Here is a 20,743-nt window from a genome sequence, read left to right on the forward strand (position 1 = left end):
TGATTGACGCTCGTCACCGCCGGAAGCTAGTTTCCGGTCCATCGCCCGGGCCGGTGCCGCCGACCGCGTCACGCCCGGGGCTGCCGACCATGGAGGATCGATGCCGACCCCGAAGAGATGGCACGTCATAGCTTCCGCCGTAACGCTGCTGATCGCCGCCACCCCGGCGGTCACCGCGAGCGCCGGCCCGACCGACACCGACCGCGCCGGGCACGGGCGCGCCGAGTGGGCCGGGACCTGGGCCGCGGCGGTGACCCGCGGGAACACCGTGGGCCTGACCGAGACCGGCCTGAACAACCAGAGCATCCGGATGACCGTGCAGACCTCGGTGGGCGGGCCGCGCCTGCGGGTGCGGCTGACCAACCTCTACGGCCAGCAGGCCATCCAGGTCGGCCGCGCCACCATCGCCCGGCCGAACACCGCCACCCCCGACGACCTGTCCGACATCGTCCCGGCCAGCGTCCGTCAGCTGACCTTCTCCGGCGCCGGTTCGGCGACCATCAACAAGGGTGCCGAGCTGCTCAGCGACCCGGTGGCCTTCCCGGTGGCCGAGCAGGAGGACCTGGTGGTCACCCTGTACTTCCCGGTGCTCACCGGGCCGGTCACGTTCCACGGCCAGTCCCGGGTCACCAACTTCATCGGCGCCACCGACCTCACCTCGGCGGCCGACGGCGCCGGCTTCACCATCCGGCCCAACTGCTGCTGGATGTTCCTGTCCGGCATCGACGTGGAGCGCAAGGTGACGCCCGGCTCCGTGGTGGTGCTCGGCGACTCCATCAGCGACGGCAACGGCAGCACCGTCAACGCCGACCGCCGCTGGCCGGACCTGCTCGCCAAGCGGCTGATCGACGCCCGCCCGGAGCCGCGTACGCCGGGCGTGCTCAACCTCAGCCTGGCCGGCAACCGGCTCAACCACGAGGGCACCGAGCCCGGCGCGGGCGACTTCCCCGGCTACTACGAGCTGGGCCCGAACGCGCTGGCCCGGCTCAACGAGGACGTGTTCCCGCAGACCGGGGTGCGTACCGTCATCACCCACCTGGGCATCAACGACATCTGGATGAACGGTGACAGCCCGGAGGCGATCATCGCCTCGCTGCGCCAGCTCAACCGGCAGGTCCAGGCGCGCGGCCTGACCAGCATCGCCGGCACGCTCATGCCGTACGAGGGCAACGGCGGGCCGGGCGTATGGACGCCGGAGAAGGACGCCACCCGGCAGGCCGTCAACACCTGGCTGCGCGGGCCCGGCCGGGCCGAGTTCGACGGCGTCGTCGACTTCGACGCGGTGATGCGCGACCCGGCGCAGCCCAGCCGGCTGCTGCCGGCGTACGACTCGGGTGACCACATCCACCCGAACGACACCGGAGCCGCGGCGATGGCGAACGCGGTGCCGTTGAAGCTGCTCGGACTGTGACACCGGGCGGGGGCGGCGGTCGACACGACGCCGCCCCCGCCGCCGTTTTCCTGGGGAGGAAAGACAGTGGACGTCAGCGAGATCCTAACCGGGCTCTACAGCGAACAGGGCCGGCAGAACCCCTATCCCTTCTACGCGGCCCTGCACGAGCACGGGCCGATAAACGCCGTTCCGGCCCGCGCCGAGCACAGCACCGTCAGCGCGGTGGCCGGCGGGTACGACATGGTGGACCAGATCCTGCGCGATCCCGGCTGGTACAAGGGCTTCCCGCCCGGCTGGGAGGAGCAGGAGATCCTGCGGACGTTCCTGACGTCGATGATGTTCGTCAACCCGCCCGACCACGCCCGGATGCGCGCGGTGTTCGCGAAGACGTTCACCCCGCGCCGGCTGGTCGCGCTGGAGCCGGTGATCGAGCGGGTCGTCGCCGAACGCCTGGACCACCTGGCCGAGGTGGGCGCCGACGGGCACGAGGTGGACTTCGTGGCCGACTTCGCGTACCCGGTCCCGGCGCTGGTGATGGCCGAGTTCATCGGCCTGCCCCCGGCCGACCTGGCCTGGTACCGGCAGCGGGTCGACTGGATCGACGAGTACATGGACGTGTCCGGCAAGACGCCGGAGCGGCTGGCCCGGGCCAACCAGGCCGCCGAGGAGCTGCGCGTCTACTACCGCGACCTGATCGCCCACCGGCGCCGTACGCCCGGTCACGACCTGATCAGCGGGCTGGTCGAGGTGCTCGACGCGGGCGGCGTCGACCTCACCGAGGACGAGTTGATCAGTAACCTGATCGTGCTGTTCAACGCCAGCTTCGTCACCACCGTCTACATGTTCAGCAACGGCCTGCCGCTGCTGCTGGAGCACCCGGACGTGACCGCCGCGCTACCCGGTGACGACGCGCTGGCCCGGGGCTGCGTGGAGGAGGTGCTGCGGATGGAGAGCCCGGTGCACTTCCTGGCCCGCTCCGCGCCCGCCGGCGTCGACCTCGGCGGCGTGCCGGTCGACCGGGACGACAACGTGCTGCTGCTGATCGCCGCCGCCAACCGCGACCCGGCCCGCTTCCCCGACCCGGACCGCTTCGACCCGCGCCGTCCCGGCCCGCCGTCACTGGCCTTCGGCGTCGGGCTGCACTTCTGCCTCGGCTCGGCGGTGTCCCGGCTGGAGGGCCGGCTGGCGCTGCCGCGCCTGTTCGCGCGCTTCCCGCGGCTGGCCGTCACCCAGCCGTACACGTACAGCGGGAGTCTGTTCCTGCGCGGCATCGACAAGCTCTTCGTCACCACAGGGGAGGCCGGATGACACTCGATCCGCAGGTGGTCGCGTGGCGGACCGCGCGGGCCGCCGCCGGGACCGTGCCGCTCTACACCCAGACCCTGGCCGAGGCCCGCGCCGCCGACCTCGCCGCGATCCGTGCCGGCTCCGGCGCGGTCGAGCCGGTCGCCGAGGTACGCGACACGACGGTGCCCGGCCCGGCCGGGCCGCTGCCGGTGCGGATCCACCGGCCGGACGGCGACGGCCCGCTGCCGACGCTCGTCTACTTCTTCGGTGGCGGCTGGACCCTCGGCAGCGTCGACACCGCCGACGGAATCTGCCGGCGGCTGGTCAACCTGACCGGCGCGCAGACCGTGACGGTCGGCTACCGGCTCGCCCCGGAGCACCCGTTCCCGGCGGCGGTGGAGGACTGCCACGCCGCGGTGCGGCACCTCGCCGCGCACGCCGCTGAGTTCCGCGTCGACCCGGACCGGCTGGCGGTCGGCGGGGACAGCGCGGGCGGGAACCTGGCCGCCGCGGTGACGCTGCTGGCCCGCGCCGACGGCGGTCCCCGGCTCGCCGCCCAGCTGCTGGTCTATCCGAACACCGACCAGCGGCCCGGGCACCGCCCCGGCGACGACGAGGACCCGATGCTGTTCAACAGGCACTCGGTGGGCTGGTACCGGAGCCACTACCTGGCCGACCCGGGCGACGCGGCGCACCCGCTGGCGTCTCCGCTGCTCGCCGAGGACCTGGGCGGCCTGCCCCCGGCGCTCGTGATCACCGCCGGGTACGACCCGCTGTGCGCCGAGGGCCTGCGGTACGCCGAGCGGCTGGGCGAGGCCGGCGTGCCCACCGAGACGGCCCACTACCCGGGGATGGTGCACGGGTTCTTCGCCATGCCCGGCGTGTTCGACGCGGGCCGGCAGGCCCAGGAGCGGGCCGCCGCCTTCCTGCGCCGCACGTTCGGGCTCGACCGCACGCCCGGCGCGGGCGAGTCCGCTGCGGGCGTGGACCCGGCCGGGAACACGGTGGGCGCGGGCGGCCATGGCTGACCCGGCACGCGACACGCAGCCGCCCGCCGACGCGGCGGACGGCTTCGTGCCGCCGGTCAGCCTGGCCGACTTCGCCGCGCTGGCCCGGGCGGTGCTGCCGCCCGACGTGTGGGACTTCGTCGACGGCGGCAGCGGCGCCGAGACCGCCCTGGCCGCGAACCGGGCCGCGCTCGATCGGGTGGCGGTGCTGCCCCGGATGCTGGCCGGCGTGGACGACCCGTCCACCGAGGCGGCGCTGCCCGGCGGCCGGGCCGCGTTGCCGGTGGCTGTCGCGCCGATGGCGTACCAGCGGTTGCTGCACCCCGACGGCGAGCCCGCGCTCGCGGCGGCGGCCCGCGCGGCGGGCGTGCCCTACGTGGCCAGCACGCTGGCCAGCACGCCGATCGAGGAGATCGCGGCGACCGGCGCGACGGTGTGGTTCCAGCTGTACTGGCTGCGCGACCGGGCGCTGGTGGCCGACCTGCTCGACCGGGCGTCGGCGGCCGGCTGCGCGGCGGTGATGGTGACTGTGGACGTGCCGGTGCTCGGGCGGCGCCTGCGCGACGCCCGCAACGGGTTCGCGCTGCCGCCGCACGTCACCGCCGCGAACCTGCCCGGCGGCCGGGACGACCTGGCGCACCAGGGCACCCCCGGCGTGTCGGCGGTGGCGGTGCACACCGGCGCGGTCTTCGCCCCGGCGCTGAGCTGGGCGGACCTGGAGTGGCTGCGGGAGCGTACCCGGGTGCCGTTGCTGGTCAAGGGCATCCTGGACGCGCGCGACGCGGTCCGCGCGGCGGACGCCGGCGTGGACGCCGTGGTGGTCTCCAACCACGGCGGACGGCAGCTCGACGCCGCCCCGGCCAGCGCGAGCGTGCTGCCCGAGGTGGTCGAGGCGGTCGACGAGCGGTGCGCGGTGCTGCTGGACAGCGGCGTCCGCGGCGGCGTCGACGTGCTGCGCGCGCTGGCGCTCGGCGCGGACGGCGTGCTGCTGGGCCGGCCGCTGCTCTGGGCCCTGGCCGCCGGTGGCCGGGCCGGCGCCGAGGCGGCGCTCGCGCTGCTCGCGGCGGAACTGCGCGACGCGCTCATCCTCAGCGGCTGCCCGGACCCGGCCTCGGCCCGGCGGCTGCGCACCCGGATCGGAGGCTGACGTGGAACCGGTCGACCTGGCCGTCACGGCGCTGCACGGCAGTGTCGGCGACCCGGCGCTGAACTCGATGAACTTCCTCAACGAGGTGGCGCAGCACTACCCGGACGCGGTGTCGCTGGCGGCCGGGCGGCCGTACGAGGAGTTCTTCGACTCGGCGGTGCTGCACACGTACCTGGACCGCTTCCGCCGCCACCTCGCCGAGGACGTCGGGCTGGACCGGGCCGGCGTGGACCGGACGCTGCTGCAGTACGGCCGGACCAAGGGCGTCGTGCACCACCTGATCGCCCGGCACCTCGCCGTGGACGAGGGGCTCACCGTCGACCCGGAGTCAATAGTGGTGACCGTCGGCTGCCAGGAGGCGATGTTCCTGGTGCTGCGCGCGCTGCGGACCGGCCCGGCGGACGTGCTGTTCGCTGTCGCGCCCACGTACGTCGGGCTCACCGGCGCGGCCCGCCTGGTCGACCTGCCCGTGCGCCCGGTGGCCGGCGGACCGGACGGCGTCGACCTGGCCGACCTGCGCGCCGGGGTGCGCCGCGCCCGCGCGGAAGGGCTGACGCCCCGGGCCTGCTACGTGATGCCCGACTTCGCCAACCCGTCCGGCGTCAGCATGGGCACCGGGCAGCGGCGGCGGCTGCTGGAGCTGGCCGCCGAGGAGGACCTGCTGCTGATCGAGGACAACCCGTACGGCCTGTTCCCGGCCGACGGCACCGCGCGGCGGCCCACGCTCAAGGCGCTGGACACCGCGCGCCGGGTGGTCTACCTCGGCTCGTTCGCCAAGACCGTGCTGCCCGGGGCCCGGGTCGGCTACGTGGTCGCCGACCAGCGGGTGGGGGAGGCCGACGGCACAGTGGTCCCGTTCGCCGACCACCTCGCGAAGATCAAGAGCATGGTCACCGTGAACACGTCACCGATCAGCCAGGCGGTGATCGGCGGCGCGCTGCTGGCGCACGACTGCTCGCTGGTGGCCGCGAACGTGCGGGAACGGGCCGCGTACGCCCGCAACCTGCGCCACCTGGTCGACGGCCTGGCCCGGCGCTTCCCGGCCGGCGGCCCGGTCACCTGGACCGTCCCGGCGGGCGGCTTCTTCGTGGTGGTGAGCGTCCCGTTCCCGGTCGACGACGCGCTGCTGCACCGCTCGGCTCGCGAGTACGGCGTGCTCTGGACGCCGATGGCCCACTTCTACGATGCGGGCACGCCGGTGAATGCGTTGCGGCTGTCGGTGAGCGCTGTCACACCGGAGTCGATCGATCTCGGGCTGGACCGGCTCGCCGCGCTGGTCACGGACACCATGGCCGGCAGCGTGACGCCGGAGTGTCAGGGTTCCGGCACACTACGTGTTTCCTGACGCTGTTCGTCTGTTGATAATGGACCAATGGTTGCCTGGGAGTACGCGTTGCTCGTTCGTCGGTATCAGGGTCAGGGACGCAATTTCCACGTCTCGTTCGTGTGGTACGGCCCGGACGGGTCACGCACCGACGTGACCGCGTACGGCGACACCGCCATCGCGCACCTGAACCGGGTCGGCCGGGAGGGCTGGGAACTGGTCTCCGCCGCCGAGGACGTGAACAACGTGCAGGGCAGCACCGAGGTCCACCGCTACCACCTGAAGCGCCCGCTGCGCTGACCCCGTAACCGCCGGCACCCCGGGAGACTCCTTCTCCCGGGGTGCCGCTTCGTGTTGTCGGGTGCTCAGCCCAGGTCGACCGAGGGGTAGAGCGGGAACGGCGTGAGCAGGTCGGCGGCCTGCTTGCCGACGGACTCGGCGACCGCCGGGTCCAGCACGTACTTCGCCTTCGACGGCGCGCCGTCCGGGCCGGTGCCGGGCGTGGTCTGGCTGAGCACGGTGTGGATCAGTTCGGCGGTGGCGTCCATCTCCGCGGCGCCGAGGCCCCGGGTGGTCAGCGCCGGGGTGCCGATGCGGATGCCGGAGGTGTACCAGGCGCCGTTCGGGTCCTGCGGCACCGAGTTGCGGTTGGTCACGATGCCCGAGTCCAGCAGCGCCTGCTCGGCCTGCCGGCCGGTCAGGCCGTAGCCGGACACGTCGATGAGCACCAGGTGGTTGTCGGTGCCGCCGGTGACCAGCGTCGCGCCCCGGCGCAGCAGCCCGTCGGCGAGCGCCTGCGCGTTGTCCACGATCCGCTGGGCGTAGTCGGCGAAGTCGGGGCGGCGTGCCTCGGCCAGCGCGACCGCCTTGGCGGCCATCACGTGCGGCAGCGGCCCGCCGAGCACCATCGGGCAGCCCCGGTCGACCTGGTCGGCCAGTTCCGGGCCGCAGAGCACCATGCCGCCGCGCGGGCCGCGCAGCGACTTGTGCGTGGTGGTGGTGACGATGTGCGCGTGCGGCACCGGGTCGAAGTCGCCGGTGAAGACCTTGCCGGCGACCAGCCCGGCGAAGTGGGCCATGTCGACCATGAAGGTGGCGCCGACCGAGTCGGCGATCTCCCGCATGATCCGGAAGTTCACCTTCCGCGGGTACGCGGAGTAACCGGCGACCAGGATCAGCGGCTTGAACTCGCGGGCCGCCTCGGCCACCCGGTCGTAGTCGATCAGGCCGGTGGCCGGGTCGGTGCCGTAGCTGCGCTGGTCGAACATCTTGCCGGAGATGTTCGGCCGGAAGCCGTGGGTGAGGTGCCCGCCGGCGTCCAGCGACATGCCGAGCATCCGCTGGTTGCCCAGCTCACGGCGCAGCGCGAACCAGTCGGCCTCGGTGAGGTCGTTGACCTGCCGGGCCTGCGCCTTGCGCAGCGCGGGGGACTCGACCCGGTCGGCCAGGATCGCCCAGAACGCGACCAGGTTGGCGTCGATGCCCGAGTGCGGCTGGACGTAGGCGTGCGACGCGCCGAACAGCTCGCGGGCGTGCTCGGCGGCGAGCGCCTCGACCGTGTCGACGTTCTGGCAGCCGGCGTAGAAGCGGCGCCCGACGGTGCCCTCGGCGTACTTGTCGCTGAACCAGTTGCCCATGGCCAGCAGCGTCGCCGGGGAGGCGTAGTTCTCGCTGGCGATGAGCTTGAGCGACTCGCGCTGGTCGGCCAGTTCCGCGGCGATGGCGTCGGCGACGCGCGGCTCGACGCCGCGGACGACCTCCAGCGCACTGCGGAAGGCGGTGGACTCGGCGTTGCGCGACATGCGACCTCCAGGTGACGTGCGGAAGGCCCAGGCGCTCGGCATGCGTCCTCATGACGAGGCCGCTCCCCGATGGTGCTCCATCTCCACGCGCCAGTCACGGCCCGTGCCGATCCTACCGGCCCGGCCCGGACCTGCGGGGTTGGGCCGCCCGTCCCGGCGACTGAACCCCGCGACGCGAGCGGGACCGCCCCTCTGCCTCGGGGCGGTCCCGCTCGCGTCGCGCGGCCGGTGTCAGGCGACCACGGCATCGAGGGACTTCTTCAGCGCCTTCGGGGCGGTCGGCGTCTTCGGGGCCTTCGGGCGCAGGTCGAGCATCCGCTGGCCGATCTCCTGGAGCTGGTTACGGCCGAGCGCCTCCCGGACCTTCGGGAACCACTCCTGCTCCTCCTCCTCGACGTGGTGCAGCACGTTCTCGATCAGCACCGTCGTCTTGGCGTTGAACCGCTCGTCGTCGGCGTCCATGGTGAACAGCTCGAAGCAGAGCACGTCCGCGACGTGGTGCTCCTCGTACGACTCCAGGATGTCGTCCTCGACGTCGGGCACCAGCTTGCGGACCTCCGGGTACATCACCTCGTTCTCCAGGTAGGTGTGCACCGTCAGCGCCTCGAGGATCTGCTCGACGATCTTCCCGCGCTTGCTCGCCGGTCCCTCCTCGGCCTCCTGGAAGGCCTTGAACAGGCGGCGGATCTCCTTGTGGTCCTCCTTGAGCAGGACGATCGCGTCGGTGGACACCGGTTACCTCCTATAGTCGGCTGACGCTGCCCCCCTACCCGGGGCCCGACCAGGACAAACAGACCGGGCCCGGCGCGCTCGCCGGGCCCGGTCCACGCGGGTACGGGTTACTTCACCGCGTTGTACGCGTCCACGACACCGGCGCCGTAGAACCCGTTGCGCTTCCCGCCGGAGCAGGTCGCGTCGTACGCGTTCGGGCCCGCCGGGATCAGCGGCACCGGGTTGTACACGCCCGCCGGGCAGGACTTCGCCACCGCCGTGCGCTCCAGGAACGAGGAGAGCTGGCCCGGCGTCATGCCCGGGTGCGCGGACAGCGCCAGCGCCGCGACGCCCGCGGCGTGCGGGCCGGACATCGAGGTGCCCTGCTTGTAGCCCCACCCGTTGGTACGGGTGGCGGTGTTGAAGGTGGTGGACAGAATGCCGTCGGTGGACGTCGAGCGCGCGCCCTGGGTCCGGAACCGGGTGTCGCCACCGGGTGCGGTCACGTCGATCACGCCCTGGCCGTACGAGGAGTAGTAGCTCTTGTCACCGGTCGGGCCGACGGCGGCGACGGTCACCACGCCCGGCGCCTCGGCCGGGAGGACCAGGCAGGCGTTGGTGAGGTTCGCGCGCTCCTCCGGCGTGCCGTTGTTCGGGCTGCCGGTGTCGGTGATCTTGTGGGCCAGGTCGAAGTTCGCGTTGCCGGCCGACGCCACGTGCAGCACGCCCTGCGACTGCGAGTAGCGCAGCGCCCGCTGCACTGCCTGCCACACCGGACGCTGGCGGGCGTCGTTGCGGCAGTTCAGCTGCCACGGGTCGATGTAGTAGCTGTTGTTGGTGAGCTGGAAGCCGTGCTCGGCGGCCCACATGAACCCGCAGACCGCGGCCTCCGGGAAGATGTAGCCGTCGTCGTTGACCACCTTCACGGCGGCGACCTTCACACCCGGGGCGACGCCGGTGACGCCGACGCCGTTGACCGCGGCGGCGATGGTGCCCGCCACGTGGGTGCCGTGGTCGCTGGTGGTCGGGTTCCACGCCGGCTCGGCGGTGTCGGTGACGCCGCCGACGCAGGACGTGCTCTTGTCCTTGGCGATCTGGGTCGCCAGGTCCGGGTGGCTGCTGGAGATGCCGCTGTCCAGCACGCCCACCACGACCGACGGGCTGCCGCCGGTCACCGCGTGTGCCTGCGGGACGCGGATCATGTCCATGTCCCACTGCTGGCCGTACAGCGGCTCGGCGGTCGGGTCGCCCGCGGCGCGGACCACGTCGGCGGCCGGGACCTCGACCGTCTCGCCCTCGTCGAGGGCGGTGCCCAGACCGGCGGTGGAGGCGACCGACTCGACGCCGGCACCGGCCACGCGGGTGGCGAAGTCCGGGGCGGAGGAGCGCGCGACGAGCACGCCGATCTTGTCGTACGCGGCCACGACAGCGCCGTCGGCGGCGGCCACCCGCGCGGCGGCCTTGGCGGTGCCGTTGCCCTGCGGGGCGAGGACCAGGTACGACGTCTCCGGTCCGGCGGCCGCCACCGGCGCCGGGACGCCGATCAGGGCGAGACCGGCGCCGAGCGTCACGGCGGACGCGGCGGCGAATGTCTTGCGACGGAGATTGTTCACACAGACTCCCAGGGGGTTGGTGCGGCCGGGCCGCTCCCTGGACGGGGGTACGGCCCGGTGGAGACGCGCAGGCTGCACGCCTCGCCGCAACAGCGCCCACCGACGGCGGGGTGTTACACGCCTCACCCCGCCGAGCTGTGGATCGTCAGACCGTGGCGATCGTGTACGGGATCTCGTCGAGCAGTTCCCGGGCGAGGAAGCCGATCCGCCCGTACCGGGGGACCAGCCGCTGCCCGCTGACCGCGTGCGCGAACGCCGCCCAGCAGGCGGCCTGCGCCGGGTCGGCGCCCCGGGAGAGCAGGCCCGCGAGCAGCCCGGCCCGCACGTCGCCGCTGCCCGAGGTGCCCAGCCCGGCGTCACCGCTCTCCTCCCGCCAGGCCCGGCCGTCCGGCGTCGCGATGTGCCCGTAGAGCGAGACGACCGCGTCGTACCGGCCGGCCAGTTCCACCGCCTCGGCGTCCAGGTCGTCGCCCGGATCGCGGCCCAGCAGGTGCTTCGCCTCGGTCAGGTTGGGGGTGAGCACCACCTTGCGGCCGGACCCGGCCAGCAGGTCCGGGGCGTGGCTGAGCGCGCCCAGCGCGTACGCGTCGAGCACCAGCGCGGTCTCCCGGCCGGCCGCGTCCAGGACCAGGCGCAGCAGCTCCCCGGTGGTCTCGATGTCGGTCAGGCCGGGTCCGACCGCCACCACGTCGGCCTCGGCGACCAGGCCGCGGAGCAGGTCGCCCGGGTCGCCGCGGACCGCGCCGTCACCGGTCTCCGGCAGGCCGACCACGAGCGCCTCCGGCACCTGGATGCTCAGCGACGCCGCCGTCGACTCGGCCGCGGCGAGCTGGAGCACGCCGGCCCCGGCGCGCAGCGCGGCCACCCCGGCGAGCAGCACCGCGCCGGGGGTGAACCGGGAGCCGCCGACCACCAGCACGGTGCCGCGCGCCTCCTTGCCGCCGGTGGGCACCGGCAGCGCCCAGTCCCGCAGCAGCGCGGGGGTGATCACGTCAGACCGGCTCGGCATTGACCTCGTCCTCCCTGGTGGGCGTCGCCCCCTGCCGGTGCAGGTGGGCGACGTCGTTGAACACGTCCGGCACGAGCCGGCCGGTGTCGTCGGCGTGCCAGCCGGTGACCGAGCAGTTGGCGATCACGTGCTCGCGGGTCAGCGCCATCAGCTCGGCCTCGGTGAGCCCCTCCACCAGGTAGCGCAGCAGGAAGACCAGCGCGTCGTGGCCGAACAGCAGTACCCGGCCCCCCTCGTGGTCGCGGCGCAGGTCGCCGAGCAGCGCCCGCAGCCGCAGCGCCACGTCGGTCCAGGACTCGCCGCCGGGCGGGCGGTAGTAGAACTTGCCGAGCCGGGTACGCCGCCGCGCCTCCTCCGGGTAGCGCCGGTTCACGCCGTGGCCGGTGAGCCCGTCGAGGACGCCCAGCTCCCGGTCGCGCAGCCGCTCGTCGACGCTGGCCGGGATCCCGGTGCCGTGCAGCGCCAGCTCGGCCGTGCGCACCGCCCGCAGGTACGGCGACACCACCGCGACGTCCGGCCGTTGCGAGTCCGGCAGCCCGGCCAGCCACCGGCCGGTCGCCCGCGCCTGCTCCTCGCCGGTGGGCGACAGCGGCACGTCCGCGTCCCGGTGGCTGAGGTCGATCAGCTCGGCGCCGGACGTCTCGGCCGCCGTGGCCGCGACGTTCGCCGTGCTCTCACCGTGCCGGACGATCCAGAGCGATGCCAACTCCGCCATGCGGCTCCCGGTACCCGGGCCCGACCGGGGATAACCGTGCCGGACCGGCCCGGCGCGGGACTGCGCGGCCGTGCATCGACCCGGCACAATGTCCCACGACGCGGGACGGACGGCCCGGGTACGAGGGAGGCGCACATGGCGACTGTGGTGCGGGGGCTGCGGGAGGCGCTGGTGCTCTTCCTGATCGCGGTCCTGGTGATCGCGGCGGCGGTCGGCATCTGGGTGGCCGTCGGCGGCGGCGACTTCACGCACCGGCTCGGCGTCGCGTTCATGATCGTCGGCGCCGTGATCGGGATGACCGGTGACCTCACGTTGAGCCGCATCGGCATGCTGCCGGCCCGGTCGGCGTTCGGCCTCGCGCCGGAGCGGGAGGACGGCGGCGGCGGGCGGGTGCTCACCGGCGTCGGCATCTTCCTGTTCGTCTCGGTGCCGCTGATCGTCGTCGGGGCGCTGCTGATCACCTGAGCGGTTCTCACGCTGTCGGTGCCGCCGGTTATGGTCCCCGCACACTGCGGGCGATCAAGGAGACGGTGTGCGCAGATTCGAGTTCGTGGGCGGCGGTTCGGCCAAGTTCTGGGAGGTCGGGCAGCGCGACGCGACGGTGACGGTCCGCTATGGATCCCTCGGCGCGCAGGGCCGCACCCAGGTCAAGGAGCTGGGTTCGCCGGCCGAGGCCGCCGCGCACGCCGACCGGCTGATCGCGGAGAAACTGCGCAAGGGGTACGCCGAGGCGACCGCCGCGCCCTCCGCCGGGCACACCGGCGCGCCGGCCGTCGGGCCGGCCGGGCCGAGCCACGAACCGGAGGCGACCGTCGCCGATCCGGCCGGCGCTGGTTCGGCCGGCAGCGACCGGGCCGGGACGCCGTCGGCCGCGTCGCCCGCCGGCGACCTGCCGGACGAGGACGCGTTCGAGGTCCCGGCCGGCTGGCGACGGATGCTGGCCCCGCGCCGGGGCGGCGCACCGGGCCCGACCCTGCCCAGCGCCGCGAAGGGGCGGGCCGCCGGGCGGAAGGTGCTGGACTCGGTGGCCGACCAGGTCGCCGCCATCGCCCGGGCCACCACCGACCCGGAGCTGGGTCCGGCGCTGCGCGGCTACCTCGACGGCGAGCCCGGTCCGCTGGGCGGTGCCGCGCTGGTGGCGGCGGTGGCCATGGCGCTCGGCTATCACGGGCGCGACCAGCAAGGGCTGGCCCTCGGCGACCTGCTGGCCATCGATCTCGGTCCGGCCGGTGCGGCCGTCGCCGCGACCGAGCAGATCACCGTGGCTGCCGCCGGGTCGATGTCCCCGCTGCCGCTGAACCGCATCAGGGCGGAGAAGTCGCAGAACTACGGCCACTGGCGGCTGCGCCAGTCCGTGCTGCGCCGGGTCCGCGCCCATCTCGCGGCGGCCGGCGACGACGACTACGCCGCGGCCCGCGCCGCGCTGGTCCCGTACCGGTCCGGGCCGTTGGCGACGCGGGTGGTCACCTCGTTCCTGCTGCCGACCGAGCGGGAGTGGGTGGCCCGGGACGCCGCCGACGTGGCGCGCGACGGGGGCCCGCTGCTCGCCGAGCTGCTGCTGGGCGCGGTCGACGAGGTGGACGCGATCCACGCCCTCAGCGGGCACCTGGCGGTCTACCGGCTGATGTACGACCAGGCGCCGATCGTCACCGCCACCGCGGCGGTCGGGTCGCCGATCGCGCCGCTGCTGACCGAATGGTTCGACCACGAGCACGCCGGCGCGGACGCGCGGCAGCGGCTGGCGTCGCTGCTGGCGGCCCTGCCCGGCGACGAGCCGATGGCGGCGCTGCTCGACCGGCTGGACCGTAGGTACGTGCCGCCCGCGGTGACGGAGATGCTGCGCCGCTTCCCGGTGCGCGGCGTGCGCCTGCTGTCCGCCGCCGCCGAGGGGCGCAGCCCGGCTGCGCGGGAGGCAGCCACGTTGCTGCGCGCCCACGTGCTGGCCAACCCGGCCGCTGTCGAGGCGGCGCTGCCGACGCTGGCCCCGGCACAGCGGGAGCGAATCGAGCGGATCCACGACGACGCCTCCGCGCTGCCGGCCGCCGGGCCGGACCGGCTGCCGCCGGTGCTGGTGTCCCCGCCCTGGTCGGTCCGCCGCCCACGTTCCGCCCCGCCGGTGGTGGACGGGCTGGCCCGTCCCGCCGGGTCCGCCACGGCCTGGCTGCCGGGCGAGCGGGAGCGGTGGGCCGCGGTGGTGCCCCGCTGGTCCGGCTGGTGGCGGGGTGACGACCTGACCGTGCTGGCCGCCGAGGTCGCCGCCGGGCGAGCCGGATCGTCAGCGGCGATCCACTTCTTCGTCCGGGCCACCGAGGAACTGGCCCGGCCGCTGCTGCCGGCCTGGCGGCCCACCGAGTCCTGGGGCGCCGACGAGTGGATGTCCCGCCTCGCCGGGCGCTACGAGCTGGACGCGCTGCCCACCGCGCTGCACCTGGCCCGTACCGCGCCGAAGAGTGTCGGCGAGGTGCTGCTGCCGTACGCCGACGGCGAGGTCGCCGACCTGATGGCCGACTGGCTCGACCGGCTCAAGACGGCCCGCCCGGTCGCCCGGGCCTGGCTGCGGCGGCACCCGGAGTACGCCGTGCGGGCGCTGCTGCCGGCTGCCCTGGGCGCGCCCGGCCCGCGCCGCCGGGCCGCCGAGCGGGCGCTGCGCCTGGTCGCCGCCGAACACCGCGACACGCTCCTCGGCGTGGCCCGCGAGCACGGCGAGGAGGCGCTCGCCGCCGCCACGGCGATGCTCGACGCGGACCCGCTGGCGCAGCTCCCGGCCCGGATGCCGAGCCTGCCGGCGTGGCTGGACCCGGCGGTGCTGCCGCAGGTGCTGCTGCGGGACCGTTCGGCGGCGCTGCCCGCCGAGGCGGTACGCCACCTCTGCACGATGCTCGCCATCTCCGCGCCCGGCGAGCCGTACCCGGGGGTGGAGATCGTCCGCGCGGCGTGCGACAGCGACTCCCTGGCGGAGTTCGGCTGGGCGCTGTTCGAGAGCTGGCAGGCCGCCGGCGCGCCGTCGAGGGACGGCTGGGCGTTCACCGCGCTGGGGCTGCTCGGCGACGACTCGACCGCGCGGCGGCTCGCGCCGTTGGTCCGGGCCTGGCCGGGTGAGAGCCAGCACGCCCGGGCGGTGACCGGCCTGGAGGTGCTGGCGCAGATCGGCACCGACGTGGCGCTGATGCACCTGTACGGCATCTCGCAGAAGGTGAAGTTCCGCGGCCTGCGGGAGCAGGCGGCCCGCAAGGTCACCGAGGTCGCCGACGGGCTGGGGCTGACGCCCGAGCAGCTCGGCGACCGGCTGGTGCCCGACCTCGGGCTGGACGCCGACGGCAGTCTGGTCCTCGACTACGGGCCGCGCCGGTTCACCGTCGGCTTCGACGAGCAGCTCAAGCCGTACGTGGTGGACGGCGCCGGCGCCCGCCGCAAGGACCTGCCCAAGCCCGGCGCCCGGGACGACGCCACGCTCGCGCCCGCCGCGCACAAGCGTTTCGCCGGCCTGAAGAAGGACGTGCGCACGCTCGCCGCCGACCAGATCCGCCGCTTCGAGACGGCCATGGTGACCGGGCGGCGCTGGCCGGCCACGGACTTCCGCCGCTACTTCCTGTCCCACCCGCTGCTGTGGCACGTCGTGCGCCGGCTGGTCTGGGCCACTGTGGACGACGCCGGTCAGGTGGTCACCGCGTTCCGGGTCGCCGAGGACCGCACGCTCGCCGACGTCGACGACGAGACGTACGCGCTGCCGGATGACGCCACCGTCACCATCGCGCACCCGCTGCGCCTCGGCACGGCGGTGCCGGCCTGGGCGGAGGTCTTCGCCGACTACGAGATCCTCCAGCCGTTCCCGCAGCTCGGCCGCGACGTGCACCGGCTGGACGAGGCCGAGCGCGCGGAGAAGCTGCTGCGGCGGCACGCGGGCGTCACGGTCCCGGCCGGGCGGCTGCTCAGCCTGGAGCGGCGAGGCTGGCGGCGCGGCGACCCGCAGGACGCCGGCATCCAGAGCTGGCTGGAACGCGAGGTCCCCGGCGGCGGGGCGGTGGTGATCGACCTCGACCCCGGCATCGCGGTCGGGATCGTCGACATGTTCCCCGACCAGAAGATCGAGGCGATCTGGGTCAACGACGTGCCGTACGGCGGCTGGTTCCAGCGCGACGGCAAGGTCCGCCTCGGCGACCTGGACGACGTCACCGTCTCCGAGGTGCTGCGCGACCTGGCGGAGGTGACCCGGTGACCGCGCTCGACCCGACCGTCGAGCGGGCCCAGCGGCCTCCGGCCGAGGTGCGGTACGCCGACGAGCTGGCCGCGCTGGCCGCGAACGACAGTGACCCGCGCCCGCCGGGCTGGCGGCTGAGTCTGCGCGCCGCGCGCCGGTTCATCCTAGGTGACCCGGCGGCCGGGATCCGGCGCAAGTTCGTCGGCGACCCGTCGCTGATCGACCGGGCGCTGGTGGCGCTGGCGACCAGCCGCGGGCTGATGCTCGTCGGCGAGCCCGGCACCGCCAAGTCGCTGCTGTCGGAGCTGCTCGCGGCCGCGGTCAGCGGCGACTCCACGCTCACCATCCAGGGCGGCGCGGCCACCACCGAGGACCAGATCCGCTACTCGTGGAACTACGCGCTGCTGGTCGCCGACGGTCCGTCGCCGCGCGCGCTGGTGCCGGCGCCGCTGCTGCGCGGCATGGCCGAGGGGCGGGTGGTCCGCTTCGAGGAGATCACCCGCTGCCCGCTGGAGGTGCAGGACTGCCTGCTCTCCCCGCTGTCGGACCGCGTGCTCGCCATTCCGGAGCTGCCCGGCGCCGACGCCATGGTGTTCGCCCGCGAGGGCTTCAACGTGATCGCCACCGCGAACACCCGGGACCGGGGCGTCAACGAGATGAGCGCCGCGCTGAAGCGGCGGTTCAACTTCGAGACCGTCTTCCCGATCCCCGACCTCGGCACCGAGCTGGAACTGGTGGAGGCCGAGGCGGGCGAGTTGCTGCGCCGCTCCGGCGTGACCGCGCCGCCCCGCCGGGACCTGCTGGAGGTGCTGGTCACCACGTTCCGGGAGCTGCGGACCGGGATCACCGAACGCGGCGACGCGATGGAGCGGCTGTCGGCGGTGATGAGCACCGCCGAGGCGGTGTCGGTGGCGCACGCGGTCGGGCTGCGCGGCTGGTTCCTGCGCGGCGAGCCCGGCGACGCCGCCGACCTGGTCGCCTGCCTGGCCGGCACCGCCGCGAAGGACGACGCGGAGGACCTGGCCCGGCTGCGTCGCTACCTGGAACAGCAGGTGTCCCGCCGCTCCGGCGCGCAGTGGCGGGCGGTGCACGACGCCCGGCACCTGCTGCCCGGGTGAGCACCGTCGAGGCGCCCGGCGGCGTCACCTTCCTCGGCGTCCGGCATCACAGCCCGGCCTGCGCCCGGCTGGTCGCGGCCACGGTGGCGCGGCTGCGCCCGGCGTACGTGCTGGTGGAGGGGCCGGCGGACCTGAACGGGCGGATGGACGAGTTGCTGGGAGACCACGAGCTGCCGATCGCCGTGTTCACCGCGCACCGCGACGGCAACCGGCGGCACGTCTCCTGGAGCCCGTTCTGCGCGTACTCGCCGGAGTGGGTGGCGCTGACCGCCGGCCGTGAGGTGGGCGCGCAGCTGCGCTTCATCGACCTGCCCGCGTGGCATCCCGCGCTGTCCGGCCGCGCCAACCGGTACGCCGACGCCGACCAGCGGTACGCCGAGGCGGTGCGCCGGCTCTGCGCCACCCTCGCCGTGGACAACGTGGACGCGCTCTGGGACCACCTGTTCGAGATCGGCCCGGACGACGGGCTGGCCGAGCGCCTCGACACGTACTTCGACGTGCTGCGCGGCGAGTCGGCGGCCGGGGCGGACGACACCGCCCGCGAGTCGTACATGGCCCGCTGGGTACGCGCCGCCCGCCGCCGGGCCGCCGGCCGCCCGGTGCTGGTGGTGACCGGTGGCTTCCACCGTCCCGCCCTGGTCCGGCTCACCGCCGGGGCGGGGGACGACGGACCGGAGGACGAGGACTGGCCGGAGGTGCCCGCCCCGGCTCCGGAAGCGGTGGCGGGCAGCTACCTCGTGCCGTACTCGTTCCGGCGCCTCGACGCGTTCGTCGGCTACCAGTCCGGGATGCCGTCCCCGGCGTACTACCAGCGGGTCTGGGAGGACGGGCCGCGCCGGGCCGCGGAGGCGCTCACCGAGGCGGTGGCGGCCCGGCTGCGTGCCCGGCGGCAGCCCGTCTCCACCGCCGACCTGATCGCCGCCCGGACGATGGCCGGCGGCCTGGCCCGGCTGCGCGGCCACGCCCACCCGGGCCGGGTCGACGTGCTCGACGCTCTGGTGTCCGCGCTGGTCACCGACGCGCTCGACCAGCCGCTGCCGTGGGCGACCCGGGGCACCCTCGCGCCCGGCGCGCACCCGGTGGTGGTGGAGATGGTCGCAGCGCTCAGCGGCGACCAGGTCGGCCGCCTGCACCCGGACACGCCACTTCCGCCGCTCGTGCACGACGTCGACGCCGAGCTGGCACGGCACCGGATCGATCCGCAGGAGACGGTCGAGCTGGACCTGACAGTCTCCGGCGACCTGGCCCGCAGCCGCCTGCTGCACCGGCTGCGGCTGCTCGACGTACCCGGTCACAGCCGCGAGAGTGGCCCCCGGGTGGGCGCGGACGCGCTGCTCACCGAACGCTGGACGCCCGCGCCGTCGGCGGACCGGCTCGCCCGGGTGATCGAGGCCGGTGGGTACGGGCCGACCGTCACCGACGCCGTCACCGCCCGGATCGAGGAGCGGATGACGCTGCTCGGCGCCGACGTCGACGCGCTCGCCACGACGCTGTTCGACACCGCGCTGGCCGGGCTTTCCGAGCATTCCACCCGCACGCTCACCGCGATCACCCGCGCCACCGGCACGGTCACCGACCTGCGGGCGCTGGGCCGGGCGCTCGCCGTCGCGCTGGCGCTGTGGCGGCACGACCGGCTCCTCGGCAGCGCCGGAACCGCACCGCTGGGCGCGCTGATCACCGCCGCCGTACGCCGGGCGCTCTGGCTCGTCGAGGGCGTACGGGCCACGGCCGCGCCGGCCGACCCGGGACGGCTGGCCGCGCTCGTCGCGGTCCGGGACGCGATCCGCCACGCCGGTCCCGCGCTCGGGCTCGACCGCGACGGCGCGCTCGCGGTGGCCGGGCGGGTCGCCGCCGACGCGGCGGCCCCGCCGGACCTGCGCGGCGCGGCGCTGGGCCTGGCCTGGTCGCTGGGCGACGTGCCGGACGCCGCCCGCGCGGTCCGGGCCGTGGCCGCGCCGGACACGCTCGGTGACTGGCTGTCCGGGTTGTTCGCGCTGGCCCGCGAGGAGGTGGTGGCCGGCGACGCCGCGCTGCTCACGGTCGTCGACGAACTGCTGGCCGGGATGGGCGCGCACGACTTCCTGGTGGCGTTGCCCGCGCTGCGGCAGGCGTTCGGCTGGTTCCCGCCCCGGGAGCGGGCGGAGGTGGCCCGGCACGTGCAGGCGCTGCACGGCGGCGACGCGCCGCCCGGTGACCTGCTGCGGCTGGACGCCGACCCGCTGCTGGTGGCCGCCGCCCGCGCGGTGGAGGAGCGGGTCGACGCGGTGCTGGCCCGGGAAGGGCTGTGGGAGGGGGAGCGGGCGTGACGGACCCGATGCGGGAACGCTGGCGGCTGGTGCTCGGCGACGCCGCGCAGGACAGCCTGGGCGGTCTGTCGGCGGAGGCGGCCGGCCGGGACGCGGCGCTGGACTGGCTCTACGGCCGCGACGCCGACCTCGGCCGCCGCGACGTGCGGCGCGGCGGGTCCGGCCCGTCCGTGCTGACCACTGTGGACTGGCTGGACGGGATCACCCGGCTGTTCCCGAAGGAGACGGTGCAGCGGCTGGAACGCGACGCGGTCGAGCGGTACGGCATCCACGAGGTCGTCACCGACCCGGCGGTGCTGGCCCGGGTCGAGCCGAACCCGGCGCTGCTGCGCGCGGTGCTACGCACCAAGCACCTGATGGACCCGGAGGTGCTGCGCCTGGCCCGCAAGCTGGTCGAGGCGGTGGTGCGGCAACTGGTCGAGCGGCTGGCCGCCGAGGTACGGCAGTCGTTCTCCGGGCCCCGGGCGCGACGACCCAGCCGGTTCCGGCAGGCCCGCAACTTTGACGTCCGGCGCACCATCCGGGCGAACCTGGCGCACTGGCGGCCGGACGAGCGCCGGCTGCACGTACGGCACCCGCACTTCTTCTCCCGTACCCGCCGCCACCTGGACCGCTGGCAGGTGATTCTGCTGGTGGACCAGTCCGGTTCGATGCTCGGCTCGGTGATCCACGCCGCGGTGACCGCCGCCTGCCTGTGGGGGCTGCCGGGCGTGCGCACCCACCTGGTCGCGTTCGACACCGACGTGGTCGACCTGACCTCCGACGTGGACGACCCGGTGGAGCTGCTGATGAAGGTGCAGCTCGGCGGCGGCACCGACATCGCCCGCGCGGTCGGGTACGGCGCGCAGCTCGTGGAGAACCCGCGCCGGGCCATCGTCGCGCTGGTGTCCGACTTCTACGAGGGCGGGAACGCCGGACGTCTGGTCCGGTCGGTGCAGCAGCTCGTGGAGCAGGGCACGCACGTGCTGGCGCTCGCCGCGCTGGACGAGGAAGCCGACCCGGCGTACGACCGGGCCACCGCCCAGCGGCTGGCCGACGTGGGCGCCGCGGTCGGCGCGATGACGCCGGGCGAGCTGGCCGCGTTCGTGGCCGAGCACGTGGGCCGGTAGGGGG

16 protein-coding genes and 1 riboswitch are annotated in these 20,743 nt (G+C 74.8%); of the genes, 11 read left to right on the top strand and 5 right to left on the bottom strand.

All coding sequences use genetic code 11. The features are described 5' to 3' along the window. The first annotated feature begins 100 nt into the window (after window positions 1–100). The 6 genes from KBX43_RS19115 (at window position 101) to KBX43_RS19140 (ending at window position 6,458) form a co-directional block, all read left to right on the top strand. The gene (locus KBX43_RS19115) at window positions 101–1,411 is read left to right on the top strand and encodes an SGNH/GDSL hydrolase family protein (protein WP_043323654.1); all 1,311 of its coding nucleotides are present in this window, start codon (window positions 101–103) and stop codon (window positions 1,409–1,411) included. A gap of 66 nt (window positions 1,412–1,477) precedes the next feature. Continuing rightward, entirely contained in the window at window positions 1,478–2,701 is a 1,224-nt protein-coding gene (locus KBX43_RS19120; protein WP_210886195.1) for a cytochrome P450, read from the top strand. After that, on the top strand, window positions 2,698–3,708 hold the full coding sequence (locus KBX43_RS19125) for an alpha/beta hydrolase (protein ID WP_247677534.1): 1,011 nt from the start codon (window positions 2,698–2,700) through the stop codon (window positions 3,706–3,708). Before KBX43_RS19120 ends, KBX43_RS19125 begins: the two co-directional genes overlap by 4 nt. Further along, window positions 3,701–4,834: an alpha-hydroxy acid oxidase gene (locus KBX43_RS19130; RefSeq protein WP_210886198.1), complete on the top strand. Its 1,134-nt coding sequence runs from the start codon at window positions 3,701–3,703 to the stop codon at window positions 4,832–4,834. The genes KBX43_RS19125 and KBX43_RS19130 overlap by 8 nt, the downstream gene beginning before the upstream one ends. 1 nt (window position 4,835) lies before the next feature. Then, window positions 4,836–6,179: a PLP-dependent aminotransferase family protein gene (locus tag KBX43_RS19135; protein WP_210886201.1), complete on the top strand. Its 1,344-nt coding sequence runs from the start codon at window positions 4,836–4,838 to the stop codon at window positions 6,177–6,179. Window positions 6,180–6,206: 27 nt separating this feature from the next. Then, a complete protein-coding gene (locus KBX43_RS19140; RefSeq protein ID WP_013286617.1) occupies window positions 6,207–6,458 on the top strand; it encodes a hypothetical protein in 252 nt (83 codons plus the stop codon). A 65-nt stretch (window positions 6,459–6,523) separates the two neighbouring features. Here the strand turns inward: KBX43_RS19140 and KBX43_RS19145 are convergent, their stop codons facing one another. The 5 genes from KBX43_RS19145 to KBX43_RS19165 all read right to left on the bottom strand — a co-directional run bounded on the left by KBX43_RS19145 (window position 6,524) and on the right by KBX43_RS19165 (window position 12,008). Further along, complete coding sequence (locus KBX43_RS19145) at window positions 6,524–7,960, bottom strand: glycine hydroxymethyltransferase (RefSeq protein WP_030499908.1); 1,437 nt, start codon at window positions 7,958–7,960, stop codon at window positions 6,524–6,526. An 18-nt stretch (window positions 7,961–7,978) separates the two neighbouring features. Then, window positions 7,979–8,068: riboswitch (ZMP/ZTP riboswitch) on the bottom strand. A 123-nt stretch (window positions 8,069–8,191) separates the two neighbouring features. Continuing rightward, on the bottom strand, window positions 8,192–8,692 hold the full coding sequence (locus KBX43_RS19150) for a hemerythrin domain-containing protein (protein WP_030499909.1): 501 nt from the start codon (window positions 8,690–8,692) through the stop codon (window positions 8,192–8,194). 107 nt (window positions 8,693–8,799) lie between these two features. Beyond that, window positions 8,800–10,284 (bottom strand): S8 family serine peptidase, encoded by a 1,485-nt coding sequence (locus tag KBX43_RS19155; protein WP_210886204.1) that lies wholly within the window; start codon window positions 10,282–10,284, stop codon window positions 8,800–8,802. A gap of 145 nt (window positions 10,285–10,429) precedes the next feature. After that, on the bottom strand, window positions 10,430–11,293 hold the full coding sequence (locus tag KBX43_RS19160) for an NAD(P)H-hydrate dehydratase (protein WP_187693083.1): 864 nt from the start codon (window positions 11,291–11,293) through the stop codon (window positions 10,430–10,432). Then, entirely contained in the window at window positions 11,277–12,008 is a 732-nt protein-coding gene (locus KBX43_RS19165; RefSeq protein WP_043323666.1) for a histidine phosphatase family protein, read from the bottom strand. Before KBX43_RS19165 ends, KBX43_RS19160 begins: the two co-directional genes overlap by 17 nt. Window positions 12,009–12,143: 135 nt before the next feature. Here KBX43_RS19165 and KBX43_RS19170 point away from each other — a divergent pair, with 135 nt between their 5' ends. The 5 genes from KBX43_RS19170 (at window position 12,144) to KBX43_RS19190 (ending at window position 20,739) form a co-directional block, all read left to right on the top strand. Beyond that, on the top strand, window positions 12,144–12,473 hold the full coding sequence (locus tag KBX43_RS19170; RefSeq protein WP_043323668.1) for a hypothetical protein: 330 nt from the start codon (window positions 12,144–12,146) through the stop codon (window positions 12,471–12,473). A 67-nt stretch (window positions 12,474–12,540) separates the two neighbouring features. Continuing rightward, window positions 12,541–16,224, top strand: coding sequence for a DUF4132 domain-containing protein (locus KBX43_RS19175; RefSeq protein ID WP_210886206.1), 3,684 nt, complete (start codon window positions 12,541–12,543; stop codon window positions 16,222–16,224). After that, a complete protein-coding gene (locus KBX43_RS19180; RefSeq protein WP_210886208.1) occupies window positions 16,221–17,324 on the top strand; it encodes an AAA family ATPase in 1,104 nt (367 codons plus the stop codon). Before KBX43_RS19175 ends, KBX43_RS19180 begins: the two co-directional genes overlap by 4 nt. Further along, window positions 17,321–19,630, top strand: coding sequence for a DUF5682 family protein (locus tag KBX43_RS19185; protein WP_210886211.1), 2,310 nt, complete (start codon window positions 17,321–17,323; stop codon window positions 19,628–19,630). The genes KBX43_RS19180 and KBX43_RS19185 overlap by 4 nt, the downstream gene beginning before the upstream one ends. Continuing rightward, window positions 19,627–20,739: a VWA domain-containing protein gene (locus tag KBX43_RS19190; RefSeq protein WP_210886213.1), complete on the top strand. Its 1,113-nt coding sequence runs from the start codon at window positions 19,627–19,629 to the stop codon at window positions 20,737–20,739. Before KBX43_RS19185 ends, KBX43_RS19190 begins: the two co-directional genes overlap by 4 nt. Window positions 20,740–20,743: the final 4 nt, after the last annotated feature.

It is taken from the genome of Micromonospora sp. C41 (assembly GCF_018070485.1).
In the GTDB taxonomy this organism is placed as follows: Bacteria; Actinomycetota; Actinomycetes; order Mycobacteriales; family Micromonosporaceae; genus Micromonospora; species Micromonospora chalcea.